This window comes from Mycobacterium sp. WUMAC-067 (assembly GCF_020217485.1).
Classification (GTDB): Bacteria; Actinomycetota; Actinomycetes; order Mycobacteriales; family Mycobacteriaceae; genus Mycobacterium.
In genome coordinates, this window is sequence record NZ_JAEKMI010000005.1 from 149255 (window position 1) to 175103 (window position 25849).

Genomic DNA, 25849 nt, shown 5'->3' on the forward strand with positions numbered 1-25849 from the left:
TTCGGCGCCGTGCCCCGGATCTAGGCCGGTTGGCGAATGTTGTTCACCGCGATCCGCCCCATAGTGGGTCCACCGGACTCAAGGAGGTACCAATGGCAAGCCGAACTCTCATCGACGCCCACTTCACCACGGGTGTCCTGCACGGGCACTACGACAGTCGCTTCGAGGACCTCGTCGCCGGGCTGGCCGACGAGGTCAGCACCGGCGGCGAGCTCGGCGCGGCCATAGCCATCGACATCGACGGCGAACTGGTCGTCGACATCTGGGGCGGACACGCCGACAGGGCGAAAACCCGCGAATGGTCGCAAGACACCATCGTCAATGTCTTTTCGAGCACCAAGAACGTGACCGCGCTGGCCGCGCTGACACTCATCGACCGCGGGCTGCTCGACCCCTTCGCCCCGGTCGCGAAGTACTGGCCCGAGTTCGCCGCCAACGGCAAGGAGCAGGTCGAAGTGCGGCACGTCCTCAGCCACACCTCCGGAGTGTCCGGCTGGGAGATGCCGTTTCGCCTCGAGGACGTCTACGACTGGCAGAAATCCACGTCGCGACTGGCCGCCCAAGCCCCGTGGTGGCAACCCGGCACCGCGTCCGGCTATCACGCCGTGACCAGTGGCCACCTGATTGGCGAGATCGTGCGGCGGATCACCGGAAAGACACTGAAAAACTTCGTGCGTGACGAGATCGCCGAACCGTTGGGTTCCGACTTTCAGATTGGAGCGGTGCCCGAAGACGACGCCCGCATCGCGGAGCTGGTCCCGCCACCACCGCTGGATGTTCCACTCGACGCGGTGCCCCATGACCATCCGATGTACAAGACATTCGCCGCCGTGCCGCCCACTCCGGAATCCGCGCTGGCGGCCGAGACCACGGCGTGGCGCCGCGCGGACATCGGCTCGGCCAATGGTCACGGCAACGCTCGGTCGTTGGTCCGCGCCCTTTCGCCAATCTCGTTGGGTGGCAGCGTCAATGGAACGCGGCTACTGAACCCGGACACCATCGACCTGATCTTTCAAGAACATGCCAACGGGACCGACCTGGTCCTGGCCATGCCGGCGCGGTGGGGCCTGGGGTTCGCGCTGCCCCACCCCGAAGCGGTGCCGGACATGCCCGACGGGAAGGTCTGCTATTGGGGCGGCTGGGGCGGGTCGATGGTGGTCATGAATCCCGACCGCCGTGCCACCTTCGCCTATGTGATGAACAAGATGGGACAGGTCACCTCGGCGGGAACCGAGCGCACCCGCAAGTACACGCGACTCATCTACCAGGCCTTGTAGGAGTCGCTCCTGCGCCCGGCTAGTCTGACCTGTCGTGCGCGTCCTGGTGATTGGTTCCGGTGCCCGTGAGCATGCGTTGCTGCTGGCGCTTCGCAAAGACCCGCAGGTCACCGGGCTGGCGATCGCCCCCGGCAACGCCGGCACCGCCCGGTTGGCCGAGCAGCACGACGTCGATGTCACCGCGGCGGAGGATGTCGTCGCCCTGGCGCGCGAGGTCCGCGCCGACCTGGTGGTCATCGGTCCCGAGGTGCCGCTGGTCCTCGGGGTGGCCGACGCGTTGCGGTCCGCCGGCATCGTCTGCTTCGGCCCCGGCAAGGACGCCGCCCGCATCGAAGGCTCCAAGGCGTTCGCCAAAGAGGTCATGGCCGCGGCCGGTGTGCGCACCGCGACCACTGAAATCGTCGACAGCCCCGCACTTTTGGACGCAGCGCTGGATCGCTTCGGTCCGCCTGTCGGGGATGCCGCCTGGGTGGTGAAGGACGACCGCCTGGCCGCCGGCAAGGGTGTCGTGGTGACCGCGGATCGCGGTGCGGCGCGAGCGCACGCCGCGGGACTGCTCGAGGCCGGCCACCCGGTGCTGCTGGAGTCGTACCTGGATGGCCCCGAGGTGTCACTGTTCTGCGTCGTCGACGGCGAGACCGTGGTGCCGCTGCTGCCGGCTCAGGACTTCAAGCGCGTCGGCGACGGCGACAACGGACCCAACACCGGCGGCATGGGCGCCTACGCGCCGGTCCCGTGGCTTCCCGACGAGGTCTATCGCGACATTGTCAGCAACATCGTCGAACCCGTTGCGGCCGAGATGGTTGCGCGTGACTGCCCGTTCAGCGGATTGCTGTACGCCGGGCTCGCGATCACCGCAAGCGGGCCGGCCGTGGTCGAATTCAACTGCCGCTTCGGCGATCCCGAGACGCAGGCGGTGCTGGCGCTGCTGGAATCACCGCTCGGGCAGCTCCTGTACGCGGCGGGCAGCGGCACGTTGGCGGAATTCGGCGAGCTGCGCTGGCACGACGGTGCCGCGGTGACGGTGGTGCTGGCGGCGGAGAACTATCCCGGCCGTCCTCGGGTGGGCGACGTCATCGTCGGCTCGGAGGCCGACGGTGTGCTGCACGCCGGAACCTCGCGGCGCGACGACGGCGAAATCGTCTCCTCGGGTGGTCGCGTGCTGTCGGTGGTGGGAACCGGCGCCGACCTCGCGGCCGCGCGGACCAAAGCGTATGACGTGCTTCGTTCGATTCGCCTGCCTGGCAGCCATTTCCGCAGCGACATCGCCCAATCGGCTGCCGAAGGCCAGATCCGCGTCTAGAAAGCGACTAGAACGCAGCCGCTTGCCCGTCGCGGCGCGGATCGCTGGCCGCAAGGTAGCCACCATCGAGTCGCCAGATCGCCTGGCAGCTGCCGAATTGGTTGTAGTCGTCGACGGCAACCAGGTCGTGTCCGCGCTGGCGCAACTCGTCGAGCGTTGCAGCCGGGAAACCTGTTTCGCAGCTGACCTGCATCCCCTCGACCCACCGGAACCGCGGACCGTCACACGCCGCCTGCGGATTCTGTCCGTGGTCGGCGATGCGGACCATCACCTGCACATGTCCCTGCGGCTGCATCATTCCGCCCATCACCCCGAAGCTCATGACCGGGGCCCCGTCCTTGGTCACGAAGGCCGGAATGATGGTGTGGAATGGGCGCTTGTTCGGGCCCACCACGTTCGGATGGCCTTGGCTCGCAGCGAAATTCGCCCCACGGTTTTGCAGCGAGATGCCGGTGCCAGGCACCACCACGCCGGAACCGAATCCCATGTAATTCGACTGGATCATCGACACCATCACCCCTGCGGCGTCGGCCGCGGTCAGATAGACGGTCCCGCCCGTCGGGGCGCCCGCGGACGCGGGCTTCGCCCGTGCCCGGTCGATCAGTGCGGCACGCTGCGCCAGGTACTCCTTGTCCAGCAGGCGTTCCGGCTTCAGCGGCATGTGCTCGATGTCGGCGACGTACGCCTGAGCGTCGGCGAACGCCAGCTTCACCGCCTCGATCTGCATGTGCACGCTGTCGGCGGAATCGGGCGGCAACGACGCCATGTCGAAGTGCTCCAGGATTCCCAGGGCGATCAGCGCGACGATCCCCTGACCGTTGGGCGGAATCTCGTGCACGGTGTAGCCGCGGTAGCCGCCGTCGACCGTGCCCACCCATTCCGAACGGTGAGCCGCGAGGTCACTGGCCCGCATGACACCGCCGTTGGCCGACGCGTGCGCCTCGAGTTTGGCGGCCAGTTCCCCGCGGTAAAACGCCTCGCCGTTGGTGGCGGCGATCGCCTCGAGCGTGGCCGCATGATCGGGCAGGCTGAATCGCTCGCCGGGTTTCGGCGCCCGCCCGCCGGGCAGAAACGCCTCGCCGAAACCCGGCTGCCTCTCGAACAGCGGTACCTGGGCCGCCCACTGCTCGGCCACCGTGGGCGAAACCAGAAAGCCGTTGCGGCCGTAGGAGATCGCGGATTCGAAGAGCCGCTCGAACGGCAGCTTACCGAACTTGGCATGCAGTTCGGTCCATGCCGACACCGCGCCCGGCACGGTCACCGAATTCCAACCGAAGAGGGGAACGGGTTCTCCGCCAAAGTATTCCGGGGTCCACCCCGCCGGGGAGCGGCCCGATGCGTTCAGCCCGTGCAATTGCTTGCCGTCCCACACGATGGCAAAGGCGTCCGAGCCGATGCCGTTGGAAACCGGCTCCACGATCGTCAGCGTGATGGCCGTGGCGATCGCCGCGTCGACCGCGCTGCCACCCTCGGCGAGCATCCGCAGGCCCGCTTGGGCGGCGAGCGGTTGCGATGTGCACACAACGTTTTCCGCCAGGATGGGCTTGCGGGGCCAGGCGTAGGGGAGGTTCCAGTCGAACGGTGCGCTCATCTCCGCGAGCGTAACGCCACGGCGATTTTCACCTCCTCGAGAATCCGCCACCGCGTTACGCTCGCGGCCGAAGATCACGCCGTCAGCAGCGGTGCCATCCAGGTCAGCTCGGCCGGCAACTGCGAGCTCCAGAATGCTCCGTCGTGCCCGCCCGGGGAGAAACCGCCCGCCGGCGGATGAGGCAGTTGCGCAATGAACTGCTTTGTCGCGCTGTAAAACGGGTCGCTGTCGCCGCAGTCGATCCGGATGGGGATCGACGCCAGCGCCGGCATCCCGAACACCGAGTTGGCGGCGAAGTCGTCCGGACCGTCGAAAGCTCCCGGTGCTGCCGCGCCCGACGACATCCACAGCGCGGGGCTCACCGCGCAGATCGCGGCGGTGCGTCCGGCCCCCAGCCGGCCGCCGAGCAGCAACGCGCCGTAGCCGCCCATCGACCAGCCCAAAAACGCCACTCGTGAGGTGTCCAGATTCTGGTTGCCCAGCATGGGGATGAGCTCGTCGAGCACCATCGCCCCGCTGTCCTCGCCGGAAGCTCGCTTGTGCCAATAGCTGCCGCCGCCGTCGACCGCGACCACCGCGAACGGCGGCAGTCCGGCGTCGACGGCCTGTGCCAGACCGTGTTCGACCCCGCCGGCCATCACGGTGGACGCGTCGCTGCCCTTGCCGTGCAGCGCGATCACGGGTCGCAGCGGCTTCGTCTGGCCCGGCGGACGCGCGATGGCCCAATTCGTGTTCACCCCGCCACGCGCGGCGGAGACGAAGGAACCGGTCACCATGGTGGGCGCGGCCGCCGCCGGGGGAGCCGGATCGCGAGGTGCGCTCGGTGGCGGCGCCAAAGGCACCTGGGTGCCCGCCGCGGATGTCGGCGCGGCGTGAGATGTCCGAGGCTGTAACAGAATGTCGAGCCCGTAAGCGCCGGCGGCGCCGAGGGCCGCGCCGGCGCCGAGGCCGAGCACGGCGCGGCGGCTCAAGTCGGGCATGCGGGCCATCATGCCATGTTCGATCGGCGGGCCGTTTGGCCGAAATGGCAATGCAGTACCACTTTGACTGGCACGATGGCTACTCGTGACTGCAGCGGTTACTCCGAAAGGAGAACGTCGACGGTACGCGCTCATCAGCGCCGCCGCCGAGCTGCTCGCCGAGGGCGGGTTCGAAGCGGTGCGCCACCGGGCGGTCGCCAGTCGGGCCGGATTGCCGTTGGCGTCCACCACCTATTACTTCTCCTCCCTCGACGATCTGATCGCCCGCGCGGTCGAGCACATCGCGATGATCGAGGTGGCGCAGCTTCGGTCGCGGGTCACCGCGTTGTCCCGGCGGCGGCGCGGACCGGAGACCATCGCCGAGGTGCTGGCGGACCTGCTCGTCGGGGACGTGTCCGGCCCGGGACTCACCGAGCAGCTGATCTCGCGCTATGAGCGACACATCGCGTGCACCCGCCTGCCCGCGTTGCAAGAAACCATGCGACGCAGCTTGCGTCAGCGCGCGGAGGCCATCGCGGAGGCCATCGAGCGTTCCGGCCGCTCGGTGCACATCGAACTGGTGTGCACGCTGATCTGCGCGGTCGACGGGTCGGTGGTGTCGGCCTTGGTGGAGGGCCGGGATCCGCGCGCGGCGGCGCAGGGGGCGGTGGTCGATCTCATCGAGGTGCTCGCCCCCATCGATCAGCGCCCCGTGCAGATCTGATCCGGCAGCGACGGCGTCACAATGCACCCGGTGTCGACGTCGCCGTAGATCGTCACAAGGCCCGGGCAGCGCTGCGCGTACAGCGCCACGTAGGCACAGACGACGGCATCGACCGGATCCTCGGCACGGCGCAGTTCGCTTTTGCGTTGCGCGCCCGCGACGGCCGCCCGCAGCGCGAGCCAGCCTTCGTGGCCGGCGACGCGCAGGGGTATCGGGGCCTGCGCGAGTCGTTCGAGCCCGTCCATCAGCAACAACAGCTCGGATTTGAGCCGGTCGACGCTACGGCCCGGCTTGGCCTTGTACTTCAGGGTCCGCTCCAACCGGAACAGCGCGACCGTCGCCGCATGCGGGTAGACCTCGATGGCCCGACGCGGCGCCGCCGAGCGCGGATCCGGATCGAGGCCCAGCGCCGCGGCCAGGCGCGCGCCGCGCGGGCCGTCGGCGAATTCGGGTTTCCCGGTGTTGCAGGGGTGGGTGCCGGCCTCGAACCTGCGGAAGTCGCGGTTGAGCGCGGTCTCGGCGGGACGCTGACCCGTGGGGTTGTTCACCACCAACGGCGCGTCGAAGGCGACCAGGCAATCCCCCCGCACGTAGGGCTGCAACGCGGCCAGGATCTCGTCGTCGTCGCGGACCGCGCCCACGCTCACCAGATCACCACCGGAGTCGACGACGGCGACACCGGTCGGGTTACGACCCGCCCAGGCGAGGTCGACGCCGGCGAAGTACATCGTCAAAGTGTGCCGCGAGACTGTAGCTAGCGACACCGTCACTCGGGAAACGCGTTGCCAGCTGCAGTCTCGCGGTGGCTAAGCTGACCGAGTGAGCATTCCGAACGTGCTGGCCGCCCGGTACGCCAGTGCCGAGATGGTCGCGATCTGGTCGCCCGAGGCCAAGATCGTCGCGGAGCGGCGGCTGTGGCTCGCGGTGCTGCGCGCACAGGCGGAGTTGGGCGTCGCGGTGCCGCCCGAAGCGATCGCCGACTACGAGCGGGTGCTCGAGGACGTCGACCTGGCGTCGATCGCGGACCGGGAACGCGTCCTGCGCCATGACGTCAAAGCCCGCATCGAGGAATTCAACGCGCTGGCCGGTCACGAGCATGTGCACAAGGGCATGACCAGTCGCGATCTGACCGAGAACGTGGAGCAGCTGCAGATCCGGCGTTCGCTGGAGCTGGTCTTCGCGCACGGGGTGGCGGTCGCGGCGCGGCTCGCCGAGCGGGCCGTGGCCTATCGCGACCTGGTGATGGCCGGACGCAGCCACAATGTCGCCGCCCAGGCCACCACCCTCGGCAAGAGGTTCGCCTCGGCGGCGCAGGAGACGCTGATCGCGTTGACCAGGCTGCGCGAGCTGATCGACCGCTACCCGTTGCGCGGGATCAAGGGACCGATGGGCACGTCGCAGGACATGCTCGACCTGCTGGACGGCGACACCGCCAAGCTCGCCGAGCTCGAGCGGCGCATCGCCCAATTCTTGGGCTTTGCAACGGTTTTGACCAGTGTCGGGCAGGTGTATCCGAGATCGCTGGACCACGACGTGATTTCGGCGCTGGTGCAGCTGGGCGCGGGACCATCCTCGATGGCGCACACCATCCGGCTGATGGCCGGGCACGAGCTGGTCACCGAGGGATTCGCGCCGGGCCAGGTTGGTTCGTCGGCGATGCCGCACAAGATGAACACCCGCAGCTGCGAACGGGTCAACGGCCTGCAGGTGGTGCTGCGCGGCTACGCCTCGATGGCCGCCGAGCTGGCCGGCGCGCAGTGGAACGAGGGCGACGTGTTCTGCTCGGTGGTGCGGCGAGTGGCGTTGCCGGACAGCTTCTTTGCCATCGACGGGCAGATCGAGACCTTCTTGACGGTGCTCGACGAGTTCGGCGCCTATCCGGCGGTGATCGGTCGCGAGCTGGACCGCTACCTGCCGTTCCTGGCCACCACCAAGGTGTTGATCGCGGCGGTGCGCGCCGGCATGGGCCGCGAGGCCGCGCATCACGTGATCCGCGAACACGCGGTCGCGACGGCGCTGGCCATGCGGGAACGCGGGGCCGAGCCCGATCTGCTGGATCGGCTGGCGGCCGACGAGCGGCTGCCGCTGGACCGGGCGGCCCTGGACGCCGCGCTGGCGGACAAGCAGGCGTTCACGGGCGCCGCCGGTGACCAGGTCGACGAGGTGGCGGCGCTGGTGGACGCGCTGGTGAGCCGCTACCCGGACGCCGCCAAGTACGTCCCGGGTGCGATCCTGTGACCCTGGCCGGCGCACTTTCGGGGATCGATTTCACCGACCTCGACAACTTCGCCGACGGATTCCCGCACGACCTGTTCGCCATCCATAGGCGCGAGGCGCCGGTGTATTGGCACCCGCCGACCGACAACACCCCGGACAACGAGGGCTTCTGGTCGGTTGCCACCTACGCGGAAACGCTTGAGGTTCTCAAGGATCCGGCGACGTACTCGTCGGTTACCGGCGGCGAACGGCCCTACGGCGGCACCCTGTTACAGGACCTGGCGATCGCCGGGCAGGTGCTCAACATGATGGACGACCCGCGGCATTCGCAGATCCGGCGACTGGTCAGCTCCGGGCTGACTCCGCGGATGATCCGTTTGGTCGAAGACGATCTGCGAAGCAGGGCGCGTCGTCTGCTGGACGCGGTGGTGCCGGGCGAGCCGTTCGACTTCCTGGTCGACATCGCCGCCGAGCTGCCGATGCAGATGATCTGCATACTGCTGGGAGTCCCTGAATCCGAACGGCATTGGTTGTTCGAGGCGATCGAGCCGCAGTTCGATTTCGGTGGTTCGCGCAAGGCTGCGCTTTCACAGCTATCGGTGGAAGAGGCGGGGTCGCGCATGTATGACTACGGTCAGCAATTGATCGCGTCCAAGCGTGAGAACCCGACCGATGACATGTTGTCGGTCGTGGCGAACGCGATGCTCGACGATTCGGAGGGGCGCGACGCGTCGGCCCTATCCGACCTCGAGCTGTACCTGTTCTTCAGCCTGCTGTTCAGCGCCGGCGCGGAGACCACCCGCAATGCGGTCGCGGGCGGCCTGCTGGCGCTGGCCAACCATCCGTCGCAATTGCGTTCTCTGCGTCGGGATCTGGGCGCGCTGCCCACCGCGGTGGAGGAGATGGTGCGGTGGACCTCACCCTCGCCCTCGAAGCGGCGCACAGCCACCCGCGACGTCACCCTGGGCGGCCAGCACATCGAGGCCGGCCAGAAAATACAGATCTGGGAGGGCTCGGCGAATCGCGACGCCAGTGTGTTCGACAACGCCGACGCATTCGACATCACCCGGAAACCCAACCCGCATCTGGGATTCGGCCAGGGCGTGCACTATTGCCTGGGCGCCAACCTGGCCCGGCTGGAGCTGCGGGTGCTGTTCGAGGAGTTGCTCTCCCGGTTCGGTGCGGTGAGGGTGGTCCGGCCGGTCGAATGGGCCCGCAGCAACCGGCACACCGGCATCCGGCACCTCGTCGTGGAGCTACGCGAAGAACAGTGACGATCCGGTTCGCCGATATCGAGCCCTCACCCGATGTGTTCGCTGCGGTGATGGCGACGGGCATCTTGTCGATCGGTGCGAAAAATCATGGGTACCGGTTGATCAGCGACACGATGGGTGTCATCGCCACCCTGGGTCTGGTCTTGCTGGTCGCCCTCGTCGTCGCGAAGGGCTGCGCCACCGGACACAAGCTGCGCTGGGATCTGAGCGATCCCGACGTCACGCTGCGGATGATCACCTTCGTCGCCGCCTGTGCGGTGATCGACACGCGCCTGTCGTCGAATGTGTGGGTGGCGCGGGTCCTCGGTGCGGTCGGGCTGGCGTCCTGGCTGGTGCTGATCCTGCTGAGCGCGCGAAACATGTTGGCGCATCGCTGGTCCGAGCTGCGCGACCGTGCCCACGGCGCCTGGCAGCTGGGCAGCGTCGGAACATCGGGTCTGGCGATCGTGATCGCCCGGGCGGCCTATCACACCGGTCATCACTGGTGGCTCGCGGTGGCCGTGGCCGCCTGGCTGGCGGCGCTGTGCATATACGGACTGATGACCTGGCTGACCATGTGGCGCGTGGTCAACGAACGACAGGACCGCGACGGCTTCGAACCGGACACCTGGATCCTGATGGGCGGCATGGCGATTGCGACGCTGGCCGGCGACAACATCCACGCCGTGGCTCCCGCCTGGCTGGCCGGCCCGGTGCGCGCGGTCACCATCGTGACCTGGGTGACGGCCACCCTGTGGATACCGCCGCTGATCTACTTCGCCCTGCACCGCATCAGGCGGCATCCCAACATGCTGCGATTTGCCGGCGTGTGGTGGGCGTTCGTGTTTCCGTTGGGCATGTATTCGGCGGCCAGCTTCGCCATGGCGATCGAGATCGGTCAGCGCTGGCTGCAGACCGTCTCGCTGGTGTTCTTCTGGGATGCGTTGGCGGCCTGGCTCATTGTGGTCGCCGCGGGGCTGCTCCTCTTGTCGCGTGCGCTGCTGTTAAACCCCGCGGATCGCGATACCCGCCGAGCGTAGTTCGAGCGCGGCCAGGGCCCCGATGGTGACCGGGTCCTCGCGACGCCACCCACCGACCGGATCGGCGCTGACGGCGACCAGCTTGCGGGGCGGGCGATTGGTCAGCGCGCGCAGCGCGAGCAATTGCGCCCCGGCCGGGGTTGCGGCCAATGCGGTCACCGTCAGCTTGCGCCGAAAGAAGCGAATCCGCAGAAACAGCCACGGGATCACCGCGACGAGGATCGGGAGCGCCACGACCGCCATCGCCAGCAGCACCGCGAGCCAGCTCGCCGCGGTGTCCAGATCGTGGCCCGCGCCCGCGATGTCCAGCGCGGCCTGGCTGGCGGAGTTGAGCGGCTTGCTGACCGTGTCGCCCACCACCGGGATGTGCTGGGCGCCGTGGCCGGCGGATGCGAGGTTGCCGGCGATGCCGTCCGCCCCGCTCTCGACCTGTCGGCCGGCGTCGGCGATGGTCGCGATGGCGTCGTAAACCGCCAGGCCGACGAGAAGCCACAGCGCTGTCCACACGACGACGGCGAAGTCGCTGAACAGCTGGGCGGCCAGCCGGCCGGGCCTGGTGGAGTAGGGCAGAAACCGCGGTGTCATAGCCCCGATCCCAGCACAAGCCGCGCCGTCAGGTGCCCGATAGGCTGACCGGATGCCTGCACTGTCCGACTACCAGCATCTGGCCAGCGGCAAGGTCCGTGAGCTGTATCGCGTCGACGACGAACACCTCCTGTTGGTCGCCACCGACCGCATCTCGGCGTACGACTTCGTCCTGGACAGCACCATCCCGGACAAGGGCCGCATCCTGACCGCGATGAGCGTCTTCTTCTTCGGTCTCGTCGACTCCCCCAATCACCTGGCCGGACCACCGGACGACCCACGCATCCCCGACGAGGTCCTGGGCCGGGCGCTGGTGGTGCGGCGTCTGGAGATGTTTCCGGTCGAATGCGTGGCGCGCGGTTACCTGACCGGCTCGGGGCTCCTGGACTACCAGGCGACCGGCAAGGTCTGCGGCATCACCTTGCCCCCGGGACTGGCCGAAGCCAGCCGGTTCGCCGAACCGCTGTTCACCCCCGCGACCAAAGCCGCGTTGGGGGACCACGACGAAAACGTCTCGTTCGCCCGCGTGATCGAGATGGTGGGCGGGGTGCGCGCCAACCAGCTGCGCGACCGCACGTTGCGGATCTACGTTCAGGCCGCCGACCATGCGCTGCGGAAAGGAATCATCATCGCGGACACCAAGTTCGAATTCGGCACCGACCGCGACGGAAACCTGTTGCTGGCCGACGAAATCTTCACCCCGGACTCGTCACGGTACTGGCCGGCCGACGAGTACCAGGTCGGCGTGGTCCAGAACAGTTTCGACAAACAGTTCGTCCGTAACTGGCTCACCAGCCCCGAGTCCGGCTGGGACCGCCACGGCACACAACCCCCGCCGCCGCTCCCGGGCGACATCATCGAAGCGACCCGCGCCCGCTATATCGAGGCCTACGAACGCATTTCCGGCTTGAGCTTCGGCGACTGGATCGGCCCGGCCGCATGACCGAGCCGCACCTCGCCGGGTCCGTACCACCCGTCGCCAAGCGGGTGGACAGCCGGCGCGAACACCACGGTGACGTCTTCATCGACCCCTATGAGTGGCTACGCGAAAAGACGAACCCCGATGTCATCGCCTACCTCGAGGCGGAGAACAGCTACGTCGACGAGATGACCGCCCACCTCGAACCGTTGCGGCAACAGATCTTCGACGAGATCAAGGCGCGCACCAAGGAAACCGACCTGTCGGTACCGACGCGGCAGGGCCAGTGGTGGTACTACGCCCGCACGTTCGAAGGCAAGCAGTACCGCGTCCAGTGCCGTTGTCCGGTACGTGATCCCGATGACTGGGACCCGCCGACCTTGGACGAGAACACCGACATTCCGGGCGAACAGATCTTGCTCGATTCGAACGTCGAGGCCGAGGGGCACGAGTTCTTCTCCCTGGGCGCCGCAACCGTCAGCCTCGACGGACACCTGCTGGCATACTCGGTCGACACGCTCGGCGATGAGCGCTATACGTTGCGGTTCAAGGATTTACGCACCGGCGAGCTTTATCCGGACGAGATCGCCGACATCGGGGCGGGCGCGACCTGGGCCGCCGACAACCGCACCGTGTACTACCTCACCCTGGACGCGGCCCATCGCCCCGACAAGGTATGGCGGTATCGGGTGGGCTCCGGTGAGGAATCGGAGCTGGTGTATCACGAAGCCGACGAAAAGTTCTGGCTCGGCGTGGGACTCACCCGAAGCGAGGCCTACGTCTTCATCGCCTCGGGCTCGTCGATCACCTCCGAATTCCGCTACGCCGACGCCGCCGATCCGCGCGCGCAGTTCACCGTCGTGCTGCCGCGCCGCGAAGGTGTCGAGTATTCGGTCGAGCATGCGGTCGTCGGCGGGCAGGACCGGTTCTTGATCCTGCACAACGACGGGGCGGTCAACTTCACGCTGACCGAGGCGCCGGTCGGCGATCCCACGCAGCAGCGCACGCTCATCCCCCACCGCGACGATGTCCGGCTCGACGGGGTGGACGCCTTCGCCGGCCACCTCGTGGTCAGCTATCGGCGTGAGGCGCTGCCCCGGCTTGCGCTGTGGCGCATCAACTCGGACGGGACATATGCAGAGCCTGAAGAGGTTTCGTTCGACTCCGAACTGATGTCGGCCGGTCCGGCCGGCAACCCGAATTGGGGCGCCCCCAAGCTGCGGATCCGGGCGGGGTCTCTCGTCATTCCGGCGCGGGTCTACGACATCGACTTCGTCACCGGCGAACGCACCCTACTGCGCGAGCAACCCGTGCTCGGGGATTATCGCTCGGAGGATTACGTCGAACGCCGCGATTGGGCGGTCGCCGAGGACGGCGCCCGGATCCCCGTTTCGGTCGTGCACCGCGCAGGAATCGAATTCCCGGCGCCTGCATTGGTTTACGGCTACGGTGCCTACGAGATCTGCACCGATCCGAGTTTTTCCATCGCCCGGTTGTCGCTCTTGGACCGAGGAATGGTGTTCGCGATCGCCCACGTCCGCGGCGGCGGCGAAATGGGCCGGCTGTGGTACGAACACGGCAAGCTCTTGGAGAAGAAGAACACCTTCACCGACTTCGTCGCGGTGGCAAGGCATCTGGTGGATTCCGGAATCACCCGCCCGCGCCGGCTGGTGGCGTTGGGGGGCAGTGCCGGTGGCCTGTTGATGGGGGCGGTGGCCAACCTGGCGCCGGAACTCTTCGCCGGCATCCTCGCGCAGGTGCCCTTCGTCGACCCGCTGACCACCATCTTGGATCCCTCCTTGCCGCTGACCGTCACCGAGTGGGACGAATGGGGAAACCCGTTGGCGGACAAGGATGTTTATTCCTACATGAAGTCCTATTCCCCGTATGAGAATGTCGAGGCCAAGCCTTATCCGGCGATACTGGCGATGACGTCGCTCAACGACACGCGGGTCTACTACGTGGAACCCGCGAAATGGGTTGCCGCGCTGCGACACGTCAACGCGAATGGGAGCCCCGTCCTGCTGAAGACGCAAATGAACGCCGGGCATGGCGGCGTCAGCGGTCGCTACAAGGGGTGGGAGGAAGCCGCCTTCCAGTATGCGTGGCTGTTGGCCACCGCCGACGGCGACCGTTATGGCGGCCGGGACGGCTAGCTCGAGGATCAGCCGCGGGCCGGGCGCTAGTCGCCGACGGGCGGGGTTGCCAGCTTCCTGGGCAGGAAGGATGCCGGGATGGTGGTGAACGCCACCAACACGACCGCCAGCACGAACACCGTCGCATAGGCGTGCGCCAAGTGGTGCGACACGTGGCCGGCCAGATCGGGCGTAATCGTCTGGCGCGGGAGGGCCGACGGGTCAAGTCCCCGCTTCCCGGCGTCCGGGCGCGCCCCGAGCATCTCGTTGGCCGCCATCAGGGCCTCGTTGCGATTGAACTGATTGGTCAGGATCACCGCCATGAGGGCGGCCCCGATCGACCCGCCTACCTGCTGATTCACACTGATCAACGTCGTCCCCCGGGCCACCTGACGCGGGGTCAGCGACTGCATGAGCGCCGCGGAAAGCGGCGTGGTGGTCAAGCCGGCGCCCAGCCCCATGATCGCGAGCCCGGACACCAAGACCGGCGAGTACTCGGCCTGCGTGGCGACGCCGTAGGTGAAGACCCCCAGACCCGCTGCCATCAGGGGCAGGCCGATCAGCACGATGTTGCCGGGACCGTGCTTGTCCATGAAGGCCCCGCCGATCGGCATGGTCAATACGGCACCGATCCCGATCGGCAGCATGTGCAACCCGGACTGCATCGGCGTCTCGTGGCTGACGATCTGAAAGTAACTCGGGACCAGCAGGCCCACGCCGACCGAGGCGGCCCCGAACACCAGCATCGTCACGTTGACCTGCGTGACCACGGGGTTGCGGAACAGCCGCAGGTCGATGAGGGGGTGATCGGTGCGATACCAGGCGTGCACGATGAACGCGGCGATCAACGCCAGGCCGAGCAGCGCCGGCCCTAGCACATACGGGTCGGTGATCGTGTGCCGCCCCGGGATGGAGCACACCCCGCACAGGAAGATCGCCACGCCGGGTGACAGCAACAGCGCGCCGGTGATGTCGAGGGCCTCCGACGGGGCCGAGCGATCCTTCGCGAACATGATCGCCGCCAGCGCAAACGCGGTCAGTCCGATCGGCAGGTTGATCAGGAAGATCCACTTCCAGCCATAGGCGCCGATCAGCCATCCCCCCAGGATGGGCCCGCCGATCGGGCCGAGAAGGATCGGGATTCCCCCCACCGCCATGAGGCGGCCGACCCGTTTGGGTCCCGCCTCACGCGTCAAGATGACGAAGCTGAGCGGCAGCAGCATGCCGCCGCCAACCCCTTGCACCACGCGAAACAAGATGAGCAGCAATATGTTCGGAGCCACCGCGCACAGCAGCGAGCCCAGGGTGAAGATCAGGACCGACCCCATGAACAACCGTTTGGTGCCGAACCGATCCGCCGCCCATCCGGTGACCGGGATCACGGTCGCAAACGCGAGCATGTAGCCGGCGATGGTCCACGAGACGACGGCCTGACTCGACCCGAATTGATCGATGAAGGTGCGTTGCGCGACGGCGACGACGGTGCTGTCCAGGACGGCCATGATGCAGGCCAGGCCGCAGACTCCGGCGATCCGGAACAGTGCTGCGTCGAGCTTGTCCGGGTAGTCGTCAGAACGCAGCGATGGTCCCGCGGCGGTGGGCAACGGGACACTGAGAGCTGCAGAACGGGTGTTCTCCATGGCGCCGCTGAGCATATCTATACGGCTAGCCCTGCTGAGGCGTTTTCACTCGTATTCGCCGGTATTCCCATGCGTGTAATTCGTGCTGCACAGCAGCGGCGCGGACGGCCATTTAAAGCGAAAAATCGGCCCGGGGTCGACTAGCAGGCGTGATTGTCTTATTCGCCGGCAGTTTCGCTTGCCGGCTTTTTCGGCAGAAACGACGCCGGAATTACCGTGCAAACCACCAGTATGACGGCAATCACGAATACCGCGGTATACGCCTGGGAAAGATCGTGCACCACATTCCCCCAAAAATCTGGCGCAAGCGCCTGCCGGGGCATTGCGGATTGGTCGACCGGCACCCCGTCGACGGCCGCTCGCTGATCCAGGGCGGCAACCTTGTTTGCCGCGACGATGTATTGGCTCCGATTGAACTGATTCGTCAGGACCATCGACATCAGCGCGGTTCCCATCGAGCCGCCCACTTGATGGCTGACGCTCATCAAGGTCGTTCCCCGGGCGATTTGGTGCGGGGCCAGCGCCTGCACCGACGCGACGGACAACGGCATCATGGTGCAGCCCATGCCCAGGCCGGTGACCGCCAGCGCCACCAGCAGCACGGGGAGATAGTGGGCCTGCCTGGCCACCCCGAACGCGAAAGCTCCCAGGCCGACCGTGATCAGCGCAATGCCGACCAGCACGATCTTGCCCGGTCCCTGTCTGTCCACCAGCGGTCCGGTCAGCCGCATGGTCAGCATGGCGCCGAGCCCCTGGGGGATCAAGTGCACGCCCGCCTGCATGGGCGTTTGGTGCAGCACCTGCTGGAAGTAACTGGGAAGCAGCAGGCCGGCGCCGAAAAATGCGCCGGCGAAGACCAGCATCGTCACGTTGGCGTGGGTCAGCACCGGATTGCGAAAGAGCCGCAGATCTATCAGGGGATGATCGACGCGACGCCAGGCGTGCGCGACGAACCCCGCGATCAACGCCAGTCCGATCGTCGCCGGGATCACCACATGGCGGTCCGCGACGGTGCCGCGGCCAGGGATGGACGACACCGCGAACAGGAACATCGCCAGGCCGGGGGAGAGCAGCAGCACGCCGACGGCGTCGAAGGTTTCCGACCGGGCCGGATGATCCCGCGGGAACACGATCGCGGCGAGGACAATGGTGAGCAGCCCGATCGGCACATTGATCAGGAAGATCCACCGCCAGCTCGACGTGTCGATCAGCCAACCGCCCAGAATCGGGCCGCCGATCGGGGCGAGCAGCATCGGGATGCTCAAGATCGACATCAGGCGGCCGAGCCGCCCGGGGCCGGCCTCACGGGTCAAGATCATGAACCCCAACGGCAGCAGCATGCCGCCGCCGACACCCTGCACCACGCGAAAGATGATGAGCTGCAAGATGTTTGCGGCAATCGCGCACAGCAGTGAGCCCAGCATGAATGCCAGCACCGAGCCCATGAACAGCCGCTTGGTGCCGAACCGGTCGGCGGCCCACCCGGTTATCGGGATCACGGTCGCCAAGGCGAGCGTGTAGCCCGTCATCGTCCAGGCCACGACCGCCTGAGAGGACGAGAACTGGTCGATGAACGTGCGCTGCGCGACGCTGACCACCGTCACGTCCAGGATCGCCATCACCGTGGCCAAGATGCACACACCGGAGATCCGCAACAGCGCGGCGTCCAACTTGTCGGGATACTCCCGTTCGTCGGCGCCAGGCTGCCCGGCGGGGGCATGGGGCAGCGGCGCTTTGGCCGCTGCGTAGGAGGCCTCGTCCATCGCGTTGCTTAGCATATCGAACAGTTCGTTTCCGCCGACGCTGCCGGCCCTTTGCTGGACCGCCCCGATACGCCGGTCGCCGAGGTAAGTCATCGCGCTCAGGTGAGCGCATATACGCCTGCTGTCTGCGTGTCCTTCACTATTCCGACACTTGCGGTCGGCAAACTGCTGGTGTGTCTGGAAAATTGATCGTCTCGGTCTCGGGGATTTGCGAACGCACCCTGCCCGACGTGGAGACGTTCTGCGCGCAAATGGATGCCCGCACGGTTCCGGTGTCGCTCCTCGTGGCTCCCCGCCTGTCCGGGGACTACCGGCTCGACAGCGACCCGAAAACCGTTGACTGGCTGACCGCCCGCCGCGCCGGTGGCGACGCGATCGTGCTGCACGGCTACGACGATGCCCTCACCAGGAAGCGTCGCGGTGAGTTCGCGATCTTGCGTGCGCATGAGGCCAATCTGCGATTGATGGCCGCCGACCGGATTCTCGAGCACCTCGGGCTGCGCACCCGATTGTTCGCGTCGCCCAGCTGCGTGGTCTCGCCGGGCGTGGTCAAAGCATTGCCGGCGAACGGATTTCGCATGCTGGCCGATCTGCACGGGATCACCGACCTGGTGCGGCACACCACCGTGCGCGCGCGGGTCCTCGGCATCGGCGAAGGCGTTCTCACCGAACCGTGGTGGTGTCGCACGGTCGTGCTGTCGGCCGAGCGGATCGCGCGGCGCGACGGTGTGGTGCGGGTGGCCGTCGCCGCTCGTCACCTCCGCAAACCCGGGCCGCTGCAGGCGATGCTGGACGCGGTCGACCTGGCGTTGATGCACAACTGCACACCGACGGTGTACCGCTGGCGTCATGACAAGGCCTTGCTCGACGCCGCCTGACCGATCGACTGCCTGACCTGCTGTCCGGGGGCACTACCCTGGACCGACATGAGCGATTCTTCGGTTGCGGGGTTCGGCGCTGATGCCATCGTCGTCGGGGCGGGGCTGTCCGGCCTGGTCGCCGCCTGCGAACTGGTGGATCGCGGCTTGCGGGTGCTGATCCTCGACCAGGAGAACAGCGCCAACTTGGGCGGGCAGGCGTTCTGGTCCTTCGGCGGCCTGTTCTTCGTCGACAGCCCCGAGCAGCGCCGGTTGGGAATCCGCGACAGCCACGAGCTTGCGCTGCAGGACTGGCTCGGTACGGCGGCGTTCGACCGCCCCGAGGACTACTGGCCACGCCAATGGGCGCACGCCTACGTCGATTTCGCCGCGGGGGAGAAGCGCAGCTGGCTGCGTTCCCGGGGGCTCAAGCTTTTCCCGTTGGTGGGCTGGGCCGAGCGCGGCGGGTATGACGCGCAGGGACACGGCAATTCGGTTCCCCGCTTCCACATCACCTGGGGCACCGGGCCCGCGCTCGTCGAGATCTTCGCCCGTCAATTGCGGGATCGCTCCACGGTGCGCTTCGCCCACCGCCATCAGGTCGACGAGTTGATAGTCGAGGGTGACGCGGTGACGGGCGTCCGGGGGACGGTGCTGGAGCCCTCGGCCGCGCCGCGGGGAGTCGCTTCGTCTCGAAAAGCGGTCGGAGAGTTCGAGTTCCGCGCTTCCGCGGTGATCGTGACAAGTGGTGGCATCGGCGGCAACCACGAGCTGGTGCGCAAGAACTGGCCGAAGCGGATGGGCCGCGTGCCCGAGCAATTGCTCAGCGGCGTGCCGGCCCACGTCGACGGCAGGATGATCGGCATCACGCAGCGGGCCGGCGCACGGGTGATCAACCCGGACCGGATGTGGCACTACACCGAGGGCATCACCAACTACGACCCGATCTGGCCGCTGCACGGGATTCGCATCATTCCGGGCCCGTCGTCGCTGTGGCTGGACGCGAACGGCAAGCGGTTGCCGGTCCCGCTCTATCCCGGTTTCGATACCCTCGGCACACTCGAGTACATCACCAAATCCGGGTTCGATTACACCTGGTTCGTGTTGAACGCCAAGATCATTGAGAAGGAGTTCGCGCTTTCCGGTCAGGAGCAGAATCCGGATCTGACCGGACAGAGCGTGCGCGAGCTGCTACGGAACCGGGCGCGCTCCGGGCCGCCGGGACCGGTGCAGGCGTTCGTCGATCGGGGCGTGGACTTCGTCAGTGCCGATTCGTTGCGCGACCTGGTGACCGCGATGAACAAGCTGCCCGACGTGCAACCGCTGGACTACGCCACGGTGGAGGCCGAAGTCACCGCCCGCGACCGGGAGGTCGCCAACAGGTTCAGCAAGGACGGTCAGATCACCGCGATCCGCGCCGCCCGCGGCTATCTGGGCGACCGGCTGGGTCGGGTCGTGGCGCCGCACCGGTTGACCGATCCGAAGGCCGGACCGATGATCGCGGTCAAGCTGCACATCCTGACGAGAAAGACGTTGGGCGGCATCGAAACCGACCTTGCCGCACGGGTGTTGACGTCCGACGGCACGCCGCTCGCCGGGTTGTATGCCGCCGGCGAGGCAGCCGGATTCGGCGGGGGCGGTGTGCACGGCTATCGCGCGTTGGAGGGCACGTTCTTGGGCGGATGCATCTTCTCGGGCCGCGCGGCCGGCCGCGGCGCCGCCGACGACATCACGTAACCGGCTGCTCGCGCTAGAAGGTGACGGCGTCCTCTTCGGGCAGCACCTGAAAGTCGGTGCTGGTCATCTCGGTGAGCCGGCCGTAGTAGATGCCACGCGCATCCGGGGCGATGATGCCCTGGTGAATGGGGACGGCGCGCGCGGGCGCCACCGCGCGCAGGTAGTCGACCGCTTCGGAAACCTTCATCCACGGGGCCGCCGCCGGGGTGGCCAAAACGTCCACCGGCTCGTCGGGCACGAACAGCGCGTCGCCGGGATGCATCAACCGGGCACGATGCTCGGCATCGCCCACGAGAAACGAAATGTTCTCGATCACAGGGATTTCCGGGTGGATGACGGCGTGCTTGCCGCCCACCGCCCGAACGGTCACCTCGCCGATCTGCAGTTCGTCGCCGACATGCACCTCGCGGCAGGGCGCGCCCAGTTGCGCCGCGGTCTGCGCGTCGGCGTACAGCGCCGCATCCGGGTTACCCTCGAGCAGTGCCGGCAACCGGTTTCCGTCGACGTGGTCGGGGTGCTGATGCGTGATCAAGATGGCGGTTAAGCCGGTGATTCCTTCGAAACCGTGGGCGAAAATGCCGGGATCAAACAGCACGCGTGTCTGGTCGAACTCGGCAAGTAGGCACGAATGACCGAAATGCGTCAGTTGCATATCTACGATTGTGCCTTGATGGACAAGCTGCCGCTGCGCGTGATCCTGGCCATGATGCTGGTCGCCGGCAGCTTCGCGGTCGCCCTGGTCGTCGTCGTCCCAGCGCACGGCGAGCCCGAGACCTGCCCCGCCATGTGCGACCGGATCCCGAACACCGCGTGGATCGATCAGCGTGCCGTGCCCCTGGACGCGGTGTACCACTGGCCCGCGCTCGCCGGTCAGGCGGTACAGACGACCGGCTCGGCGCCCGGCCCCCGTTTTCGGTTCGAGGAGCTGTGCGCCACGCCGGCCACCGCCCGGGACCCTCGCGACTCGGCGGTCTCCGCCCGCTCGACGGTTCAACATCCGGACGGCCAGTGGCAGTTGCAGGCCCAAATCCTGCATTGGCGCGGTGATACGGCCCGCGGCGGCGAGATTGCGGCCGCGGCCTTCCGTGGCGCCGTCGCCGCGTTGCGGAGTTGCCAGCAGGGTGCACCGCAGCAATCGCCGTCGCTGACCAGCGACGAAACCAACCGCGTGGCCGCCGTGATCAGCGGCCCGGTGGTGATGCACACCTACCTCTTCGCGCACCCGTCCAGCAGCACGATCAGCGAGGTCACGCTCTGGTCCTCGGCGCCGCCGCAGGCGCCCTGGCCGACGATGGCGGACGACCCGGTGCTGGGCGCCATGAGCGCGCCGCTGTGCGAGGCCTACATAGCCTCGTGCCCGTGACGGCGAGCTGCGGTTTCGCCGGTAGAGTTGGCGGCGAAACGCCAACTGAGGAGGAGCGCCGGTGGCCCGGGTGATCGTGAGCGTGATGCCCAAAGCGGAGATACTGGACCCGCAGGGTCAGGCGATAGTCGGCGCGCTGGGCCGCCTCGGCCATCCGGGGATATCAGATGTCCGGCAGGGCAAGAGGTTTGAGCTCGAAGTGGACGACAGCGTGGACGACTCGGCGCTCGCCGAGATCGCGGAATCGCTGTTGGCGAACGCCGTGATCGAGGACTGGACGATCAGCCGGGAGACGCCGTGAGCGCACGCATCGGGATCATCACGTTTCCCGGGACGCTCGACGACGTGGACGCCGCCCGCGCGGCGCGGCGCGTCGGTGCGGAGCCGGTCAACCTGTGGCACGCCGACGCCGACCTGAAAAGCGTCGACGCCGTGGTGGTGCCCGGCGGCTTCTCCTACGGCGACTACCTGCGGGCCGGTGCGATCGCCAGGTTCGCCCCGGTGATGACCGAGGTGGTGGACGCGGCGCGGCGCGGCATGCCGGTATTGGGCATTTGCAACGGTTTTCAGGTGCTCTGCGAGGCCGGCCTGCTGCCCGGCGCCCTGACCCGCAACGTGGGTTTGCACTTCATCTGCCGCGACGTGTGGCTGCGGGTGGCGTCGACGTCGACCGCGTGGACGTCGCGTTTCGAACCGGATGCCGATCTGCTGGTGCCGTTGAAGTCCGGCGAGGGCCGCTACGTGGCGCCCGCCGAGGTGCTCGAGGAGCTCGAGGGCGAGGGGCGGGTGGTGTTCCGGTACCACGAGAACGCCAACGGTTCGCTACATGACATCGCCGGCGTCAGCTCCGCCGACGGCCGTGTGGTGGGGCTGATGCCGCATCCGGAGCATGCCATCGAGGCGCTGACCGGGCCCTCCGACGACGGCCTGGGGCTGTTCTATTCGGTGCTGGACGGGGTGCTCGCGGGCTGATCGGAAACGCCTGCGGCGTCACGTAATTCGTCGAAGGCCGCGCTGATGGCGTCCGTCGCTTCGTGCGGGTCGTCGAACGTCTGGTCGTCGGTGAGCACGGCGACGCCGAGCAGGTCGACGTAGCTCCACACGGTGATGTTGACCGGGGCCCCGGGCGACAGCACGCCCGTGGAATAGATCTCGCTGACGGCCGCGCCGCCGAAGTGGCCGCGTTCGCGCGGCCCGACCACGCTGGATACGGCGACGTTCATCAGCTTGTTGGGCATGTCGCGCAGACCCAGCCACCGAAATGCGGCCGGGGCCAACGCGGTCGGCAGGTAGGCCATCATTTTCCCGTACAGCTGCGGGCCCAGGACCTCGTGGTCTTCCTTGGCGATCCGGGTGGCCACCGAGATCAGCCGGGCCCGTTCGATCGGGTTGTCAACATGCACCGGCAGCGAAATCATCAGCCCGCTGATCTCGTTGCCGGTGATCCGGTCCGACTTGTCGGTGGCCGTCGGGACCGACGCGATGATCGGGCGGTCGGCCGCACCGTCGTAGGCCAGCAACAGCGTCCTCAACCCGCCCGCGGCCGTCGCCAGCACCAGGTCGTTCATGGTGATGCCCAACGCTTTTGCCGTCGCCTTGGCCTGCGGCAGCGATAACGACGTGCTGGCGAACCACCGCCGGGGCGAGACGACATGGTTGAGGAACGTCGGCGGCGCATCAAAGGCGTCGGCCAGGTCGGGGTGATCTCCGCGCTCGCGGGAGCGGCGCCGCACCCGCATCAACCCGACGGCCGCGTCCTTGAGTAGCCGTGGGAGTTGCGCGAGCTGCCGGACGTGGTCGCGCGCGGCCGCGCGCAGCAACTCGGCATCAGAAATCGTGACGCCGGCTTCGTCGTTGTCGCGCTCGTCGGTGGGCCCGTCCCGCAGATCCATCGCGCGCGCCAGCAGGTTGACCGACGCGACACCGTCCGCCAGCGCGTGGTGCACCTTGCCGATCAAGGCGAACCGGCCGTCGGCCAGACCCTCGGCGAAATGAAACTCCCACAGCGGCCGGCTGCGGTCCAGGGGAGTGGACGCCACCTCGCCGATGACCCGATCGAGCTCTCGCCGCCCGCCCGGTGCGGGCACCCGGACGCGACGGAGGTGATAGTCCAGGTCGACCTCGCAGTTTTCCTGCCACATCGGGTGATGCAGATGCCACGGGATGTCAACGAGCTTGTAGCGCAACGGTTCCAGCAGGTGAAGGCGCCGGCGCACGTGGTGGCGGAACACGTCGAAACCGAACTCGCCGTCGAAGTCGGACGGGTCGATGATCGCTACCTTCAGGGTGTGCGTGTGCAGGTTGGGCGTCTCGCTGTAGAGCAGCATCGCGTCCATGCCGTTGAGTCTTTTCACACGCCACCTCGCCCTGCCGACGCGTCCAGGCCAACAACTATGCCGCAGGGCGCCGGTTGTCGGCGCGGATTGGCGGCACCATCAGCCCAGGATCGGAAACCGGCGCTGCCCGGCCAATCGCGCAAGCGCGGCCTCCATGACCGCGCGGACGTGGGCGTCGACCTCGTCGACGTCGGGATCGTCGCCGAAGCGCGCGGTGACGTCGATCGGCTCGAGCACCTCGGTGACGATCTTTGCCGGCAGCGGCAGGTTGGGCGGGAAGATCACGCTCAGCCCGAACGGGAACCCGACGCTGATCGGCAGGATGTCCATCCGGGCCTTGGTTAGCCCCAGCTTGCGGGCCAGCCAGTTGCCCCGGGTCAAGAAAAGCTGCGTCTCCTGGGCTCCGATCGACACGGTCGGCACGATCGGCACCCCGGCCTCGATCGCGGTGCGCACGTAGCCGGTGCGGCCGTTGAAGTCGATGGTGTTGGCGCTGAACGTCGGCCGGTACGAGTCGTAGTCGCCGCCGGGAAATACCAGCACCACCGCGCCGGAATGCAGGGCGGCGGCGGCGTTTTCGCGGCTGGCCTCGATCACCCCGAGGCGGCGCAGCCAGCCGTCCAGGGCCCCATGAAGAGCCCGTAATGGCCCAGCGTGTAGACGGGGCGGTCGTAGCCGAACTTTTCGTAGAAGGCCGGGGAAAAGATCAACACGTCCGGCGTCAACATGCCGCCGGAGTGGTTCGAGACCACCAGCGCCCCACCGGACGACGGGATGTTGTCGATGTTTCGCACCTCGGCGCGGTAATAGCGTTTGACAGCCGGCCCGAGCGCATGCGCGACCTGTTCGGTGAAGGCCGGGTCCCACTTGGCGGTCTCGTGATTTTCCGCCGCGTCCGCGCCGCTGCCCGTCATGGCTCCCCGCTGTCGTGATTGTGCATTTGCTATTGGTTGCCGGTGTGACGCCGGTCTCAAACCTCAGCCCCTGAGCTGCATATGTTACTCTCCATTCGGGAGAATGCCATATTCGTTTGCTGGGGGCAAACGCACAGCGGGGGATCATGTCCGAGAAGGTTCTTGTCACCGGGGGTTTCGGGCTCGTCGGCTCACAGACGGTGCGCCGGCTGGTCGCCGACGGCCACCGGGTCGTCGCGACGGATCTGGGCACCGCCGCCCAGCGCAAAGCCGCGAGGGCGCTGCCCGCCGGTGTCGAGGCGCACTGGGCCGACCTGACCGACCCGGGCCACGTTGACCGCTTGCTCGCCGCGACTTCACCCACGGCGATCGTTCACCTCGCCGCGGTGATCCCGCCGGCCGTGTACCGCAGCCCCGCCCTCGGGCGGCGCGTCAACGTCGATGCGACCCTCACGCTGCTGCGCGCAGCGCAGGCCCGGCCGCATCCGGTTCGGTTCATTCAGGCGTCGAGCAACGCCGTGTACGGGGCGCGCAACCCGCACCGCGACGCCGAGCTGTTGCGCGCGGATTCCCCGATGAATCCGGCTGATCTCTACGGTGCGCACAAGGCCCAGGCGGAACAACACATCCGATCCTCGGACCTCGAGTGGGTGATCTTGCGGCTGGGCGGGGTGATCAGCGTCGAACCGGACGCCATGCCGTTCAGCGTCGATGCGCTGTTCTTCGAAAGTGCCCTGCCGACCGATGGTCGCATCCACACCGTCGATGTGCGCGATGTCGCTCGCGCGTTCGCCGCGGCGACCACTGCCGATGTCGCCGGTGAGACCCTGCTGATCGCCGGCGACGAGTCGCACCGGATTCGGCAGGGCGAGGTCGGTAAGGCGCTGGCCGCGGCCCGGGGTCTCGTCGATGTCTTGCCCGGGGGGCGCCCAGGTGATCCCGACAGCGACGAGAACTGGTTCGTCACCGACTGGATGGATACCGCTCGCGCCCAACAGGTCCTGCGATTCCAGCACCACTCGTGGCCGGACATGATCGACGAGATGCGCGCCATCGCGGGGTGGCGGCGCTACCCGATGCGGTTGATCTCGCCGCTGGCGCGGTCGTTTCTCAAAAGCCGTGCGGCGTACCGGGATACGCCCCGACGCTACGCCGATCCGTGGGGCGCCATCCGGGCCGAGCTGGGTGAGCCGCGCCCCGACGTCCCGGGCGGCACGAGCGGTTCCTAGACCGCCT

At 67.6% G+C, this 25849-nt stretch carries 22 protein-coding genes and 1 pseudogene; 14 read left to right on the forward strand and 9 right to left on the reverse strand.

Annotated features, from left to right (window positions below; translation table 11 throughout):
• Positions 1–92 precede the first annotated feature (92 nt).
• Both JF781_RS05270 and purD read left to right on the forward strand, forming a co-directional pair.
• Positions 93–1277, forward strand: coding sequence for a serine hydrolase domain-containing protein (locus tag JF781_RS05270; RefSeq protein WP_225327871.1), 1185 nt, complete (start codon positions 93–95; stop codon positions 1275–1277).
• Between the two features lie 34 nt (positions 1278–1311).
• Positions 1312–2580, forward strand: coding sequence for a phosphoribosylamine--glycine ligase (gene purD / locus JF781_RS05275; protein WP_225327870.1), 1269 nt, complete (start codon positions 1312–1314; stop codon positions 2578–2580).
• A 7-nt stretch (positions 2581–2587) separates the two neighbouring features.
• Here purD and JF781_RS05280 read toward each other — a convergent pair whose 3' ends face one another.
• Positions 2588–4171 carry a gamma-glutamyltransferase family protein gene (locus tag JF781_RS05280; RefSeq protein WP_225327869.1) on the reverse strand — a complete coding sequence of 528 codons (1584 nt, stop codon included), beginning with the start codon at positions 4169–4171 and terminating at the stop codon, positions 2588–2590.
• Between the two features lie 74 nt (positions 4172–4245).
• Complete coding sequence (locus JF781_RS05285; protein ID WP_225327868.1) at positions 4246–5163, reverse strand: alpha/beta hydrolase-fold protein; 918 nt, start codon at positions 5161–5163, stop codon at positions 4246–4248.
• A 73-nt stretch (positions 5164–5236) separates the two neighbouring features.
• On the opposite strand from JF781_RS05285, the gene JF781_RS05290 reads away from it, so the two are divergent.
• Positions 5237–5854, forward strand: coding sequence for a TetR/AcrR family transcriptional regulator (locus tag JF781_RS05290; RefSeq protein ID WP_374109667.1), 618 nt, complete (start codon positions 5237–5239; stop codon positions 5852–5854).
• Here the strand turns inward: JF781_RS05290 and JF781_RS05295 are convergent.
• Positions 5833–6582 carry a DUF429 domain-containing protein gene (locus tag JF781_RS05295; protein WP_225327867.1) on the reverse strand — a complete coding sequence of 250 codons (750 nt, stop codon included), beginning with the start codon at positions 6580–6582 and terminating at the stop codon, positions 5833–5835. The two genes, JF781_RS05290 and JF781_RS05295, sit on opposite strands and share 22 nt — an antisense overlap.
• 91 nt (positions 6583–6673) lie before the next feature.
• On the opposite strand from JF781_RS05295, the gene purB reads away from it, so the two are divergent.
• From purB to JF781_RS05310, 3 genes are read left to right on the forward strand one after another with little or no spacing between them, the layout of a single operon-like run.
• Complete coding sequence (gene purB, locus JF781_RS05300; RefSeq protein WP_225327866.1) at positions 6674–8092, forward strand: adenylosuccinate lyase; 1419 nt, start codon at positions 6674–6676, stop codon at positions 8090–8092.
• The gene (locus JF781_RS05305) at positions 8089–9345 is read left to right on the forward strand and encodes a cytochrome P450 (protein WP_225327865.1); all 1257 of its coding nucleotides are present in this window, start codon (positions 8089–8091) and stop codon (positions 9343–9345) included. Before purB ends, JF781_RS05305 begins: the two co-directional genes overlap by 4 nt.
• The gene (locus JF781_RS05310; protein WP_225327864.1) at positions 9342–10364 is read left to right on the forward strand and encodes a tellurite resistance/C4-dicarboxylate transporter family protein; all 1023 of its coding nucleotides are present in this window, start codon (positions 9342–9344) and stop codon (positions 10362–10364) included. The genes JF781_RS05305 and JF781_RS05310 overlap by 4 nt, the downstream gene beginning before the upstream one ends.
• Here the strand turns inward: JF781_RS05310 and JF781_RS05315 are convergent.
• Entirely contained in the window at positions 10329–10949 is a 621-nt protein-coding gene (locus tag JF781_RS05315; protein ID WP_225327863.1) for a hypothetical protein, read from the reverse strand. The two genes, JF781_RS05310 and JF781_RS05315, sit on opposite strands and share 36 nt — an antisense overlap.
• A gap of 52 nt (positions 10950–11001) precedes the next feature.
• Between JF781_RS05315 and JF781_RS05320 the strand changes: the two genes are divergently transcribed.
• Positions 11002–11892 (forward strand): phosphoribosylaminoimidazolesuccinocarboxamide synthase, encoded by an 891-nt coding sequence (locus JF781_RS05320; RefSeq protein ID WP_225327862.1) that lies wholly within the window; start codon positions 11002–11004, stop codon positions 11890–11892.
• The gene (locus tag JF781_RS05325) at positions 11889–14024 is read left to right on the forward strand and encodes a S9 family peptidase (protein WP_225327861.1); all 2136 of its coding nucleotides are present in this window, start codon (positions 11889–11891) and stop codon (positions 14022–14024) included. The genes JF781_RS05320 and JF781_RS05325 overlap by 4 nt, the downstream gene beginning before the upstream one ends.
• Before the next feature lie 26 nt (positions 14025–14050).
• On the opposite strand, the gene JF781_RS05330 is transcribed toward JF781_RS05325, so the two are convergent.
• Together JF781_RS05330 and JF781_RS05335 are read right to left on the reverse strand one after the other, a co-directional pair.
• Positions 14051–15658 (reverse strand): DHA2 family efflux MFS transporter permease subunit, encoded by a 1608-nt coding sequence (locus JF781_RS05330; protein ID WP_225327860.1) that lies wholly within the window; start codon positions 15656–15658, stop codon positions 14051–14053.
• 143 nt (positions 15659–15801) lie between these two features.
• Positions 15802–17421, reverse strand: a complete 1620-nt coding sequence (locus tag JF781_RS05335; RefSeq protein WP_225327907.1) for a DHA2 family efflux MFS transporter permease subunit — start codon at positions 17419–17421, stop codon at positions 15802–15804.
• Between the two features lie 158 nt (positions 17422–17579).
• Here JF781_RS05335 and JF781_RS05340 point away from each other — a divergent pair, with 158 nt between their 5' ends.
• A complete protein-coding gene (locus JF781_RS05340; RefSeq protein ID WP_225327859.1) occupies positions 17580–18284 on the forward strand; it encodes a DUF2334 domain-containing protein in 705 nt (234 codons plus the stop codon).
• Between the two features lie 48 nt (positions 18285–18332).
• The gene (locus tag JF781_RS05345; protein WP_225327858.1) at positions 18333–20000 is read left to right on the forward strand and encodes an FAD-binding dehydrogenase; all 1668 of its coding nucleotides are present in this window, start codon (positions 18333–18335) and stop codon (positions 19998–20000) included.
• Between the two features lie 13 nt (positions 20001–20013).
• On the opposite strand, the gene JF781_RS05350 is transcribed toward JF781_RS05345, so the two are convergent.
• Complete coding sequence (locus JF781_RS05350) at positions 20014–20652, reverse strand: MBL fold metallo-hydrolase (protein WP_225327857.1); 639 nt, start codon at positions 20650–20652, stop codon at positions 20014–20016.
• Here JF781_RS05350 and JF781_RS05355 point away from each other — a divergent pair.
• From JF781_RS05355 to purQ, 3 genes are all read left to right on the forward strand, one after another.
• Positions 20629–21363, forward strand: a complete 735-nt coding sequence (locus JF781_RS05355; protein ID WP_225327856.1) for an ATPase — start codon at positions 20629–20631, stop codon at positions 21361–21363. The genes JF781_RS05350 and JF781_RS05355 overlap by 24 nt on opposite strands.
• Before the next feature lie 61 nt (positions 21364–21424).
• A complete protein-coding gene (purS, locus tag JF781_RS05360; RefSeq protein ID WP_225327855.1) occupies positions 21425–21664 on the forward strand; it encodes a phosphoribosylformylglycinamidine synthase subunit PurS in 240 nt (79 codons plus the stop codon).
• Entirely contained in the window at positions 21661–22335 is a 675-nt protein-coding gene (gene purQ, locus JF781_RS05365; protein ID WP_225327854.1) for a phosphoribosylformylglycinamidine synthase subunit PurQ, read from the forward strand. Before purS ends, purQ begins: the two co-directional genes overlap by 4 nt.
• Here purQ and JF781_RS05370 read toward each other — a convergent pair.
• Complete coding sequence (locus JF781_RS05370) at positions 22302–23717, reverse strand: wax ester/triacylglycerol synthase family O-acyltransferase (RefSeq protein ID WP_225327853.1); 1416 nt, start codon at positions 23715–23717, stop codon at positions 22302–22304. The two genes, purQ and JF781_RS05370, sit on opposite strands and share 34 nt — an antisense overlap.
• Positions 23718–23798: 81 nt before the next feature.
• Positions 23799–24613, reverse strand: a pseudogene (locus JF781_RS05375) (lysophospholipid acyltransferase family protein).
• A gap of 146 nt (positions 24614–24759) precedes the next feature.
• Here JF781_RS05375 and JF781_RS05380 point away from each other — a divergent pair.
• Positions 24760–25842 (forward strand): NAD(P)-dependent oxidoreductase, encoded by a 1083-nt coding sequence (locus JF781_RS05380; RefSeq protein WP_225327852.1) that lies wholly within the window; start codon positions 24760–24762, stop codon positions 25840–25842.
• Positions 25843–25849: the final 7 nt, after the last annotated feature.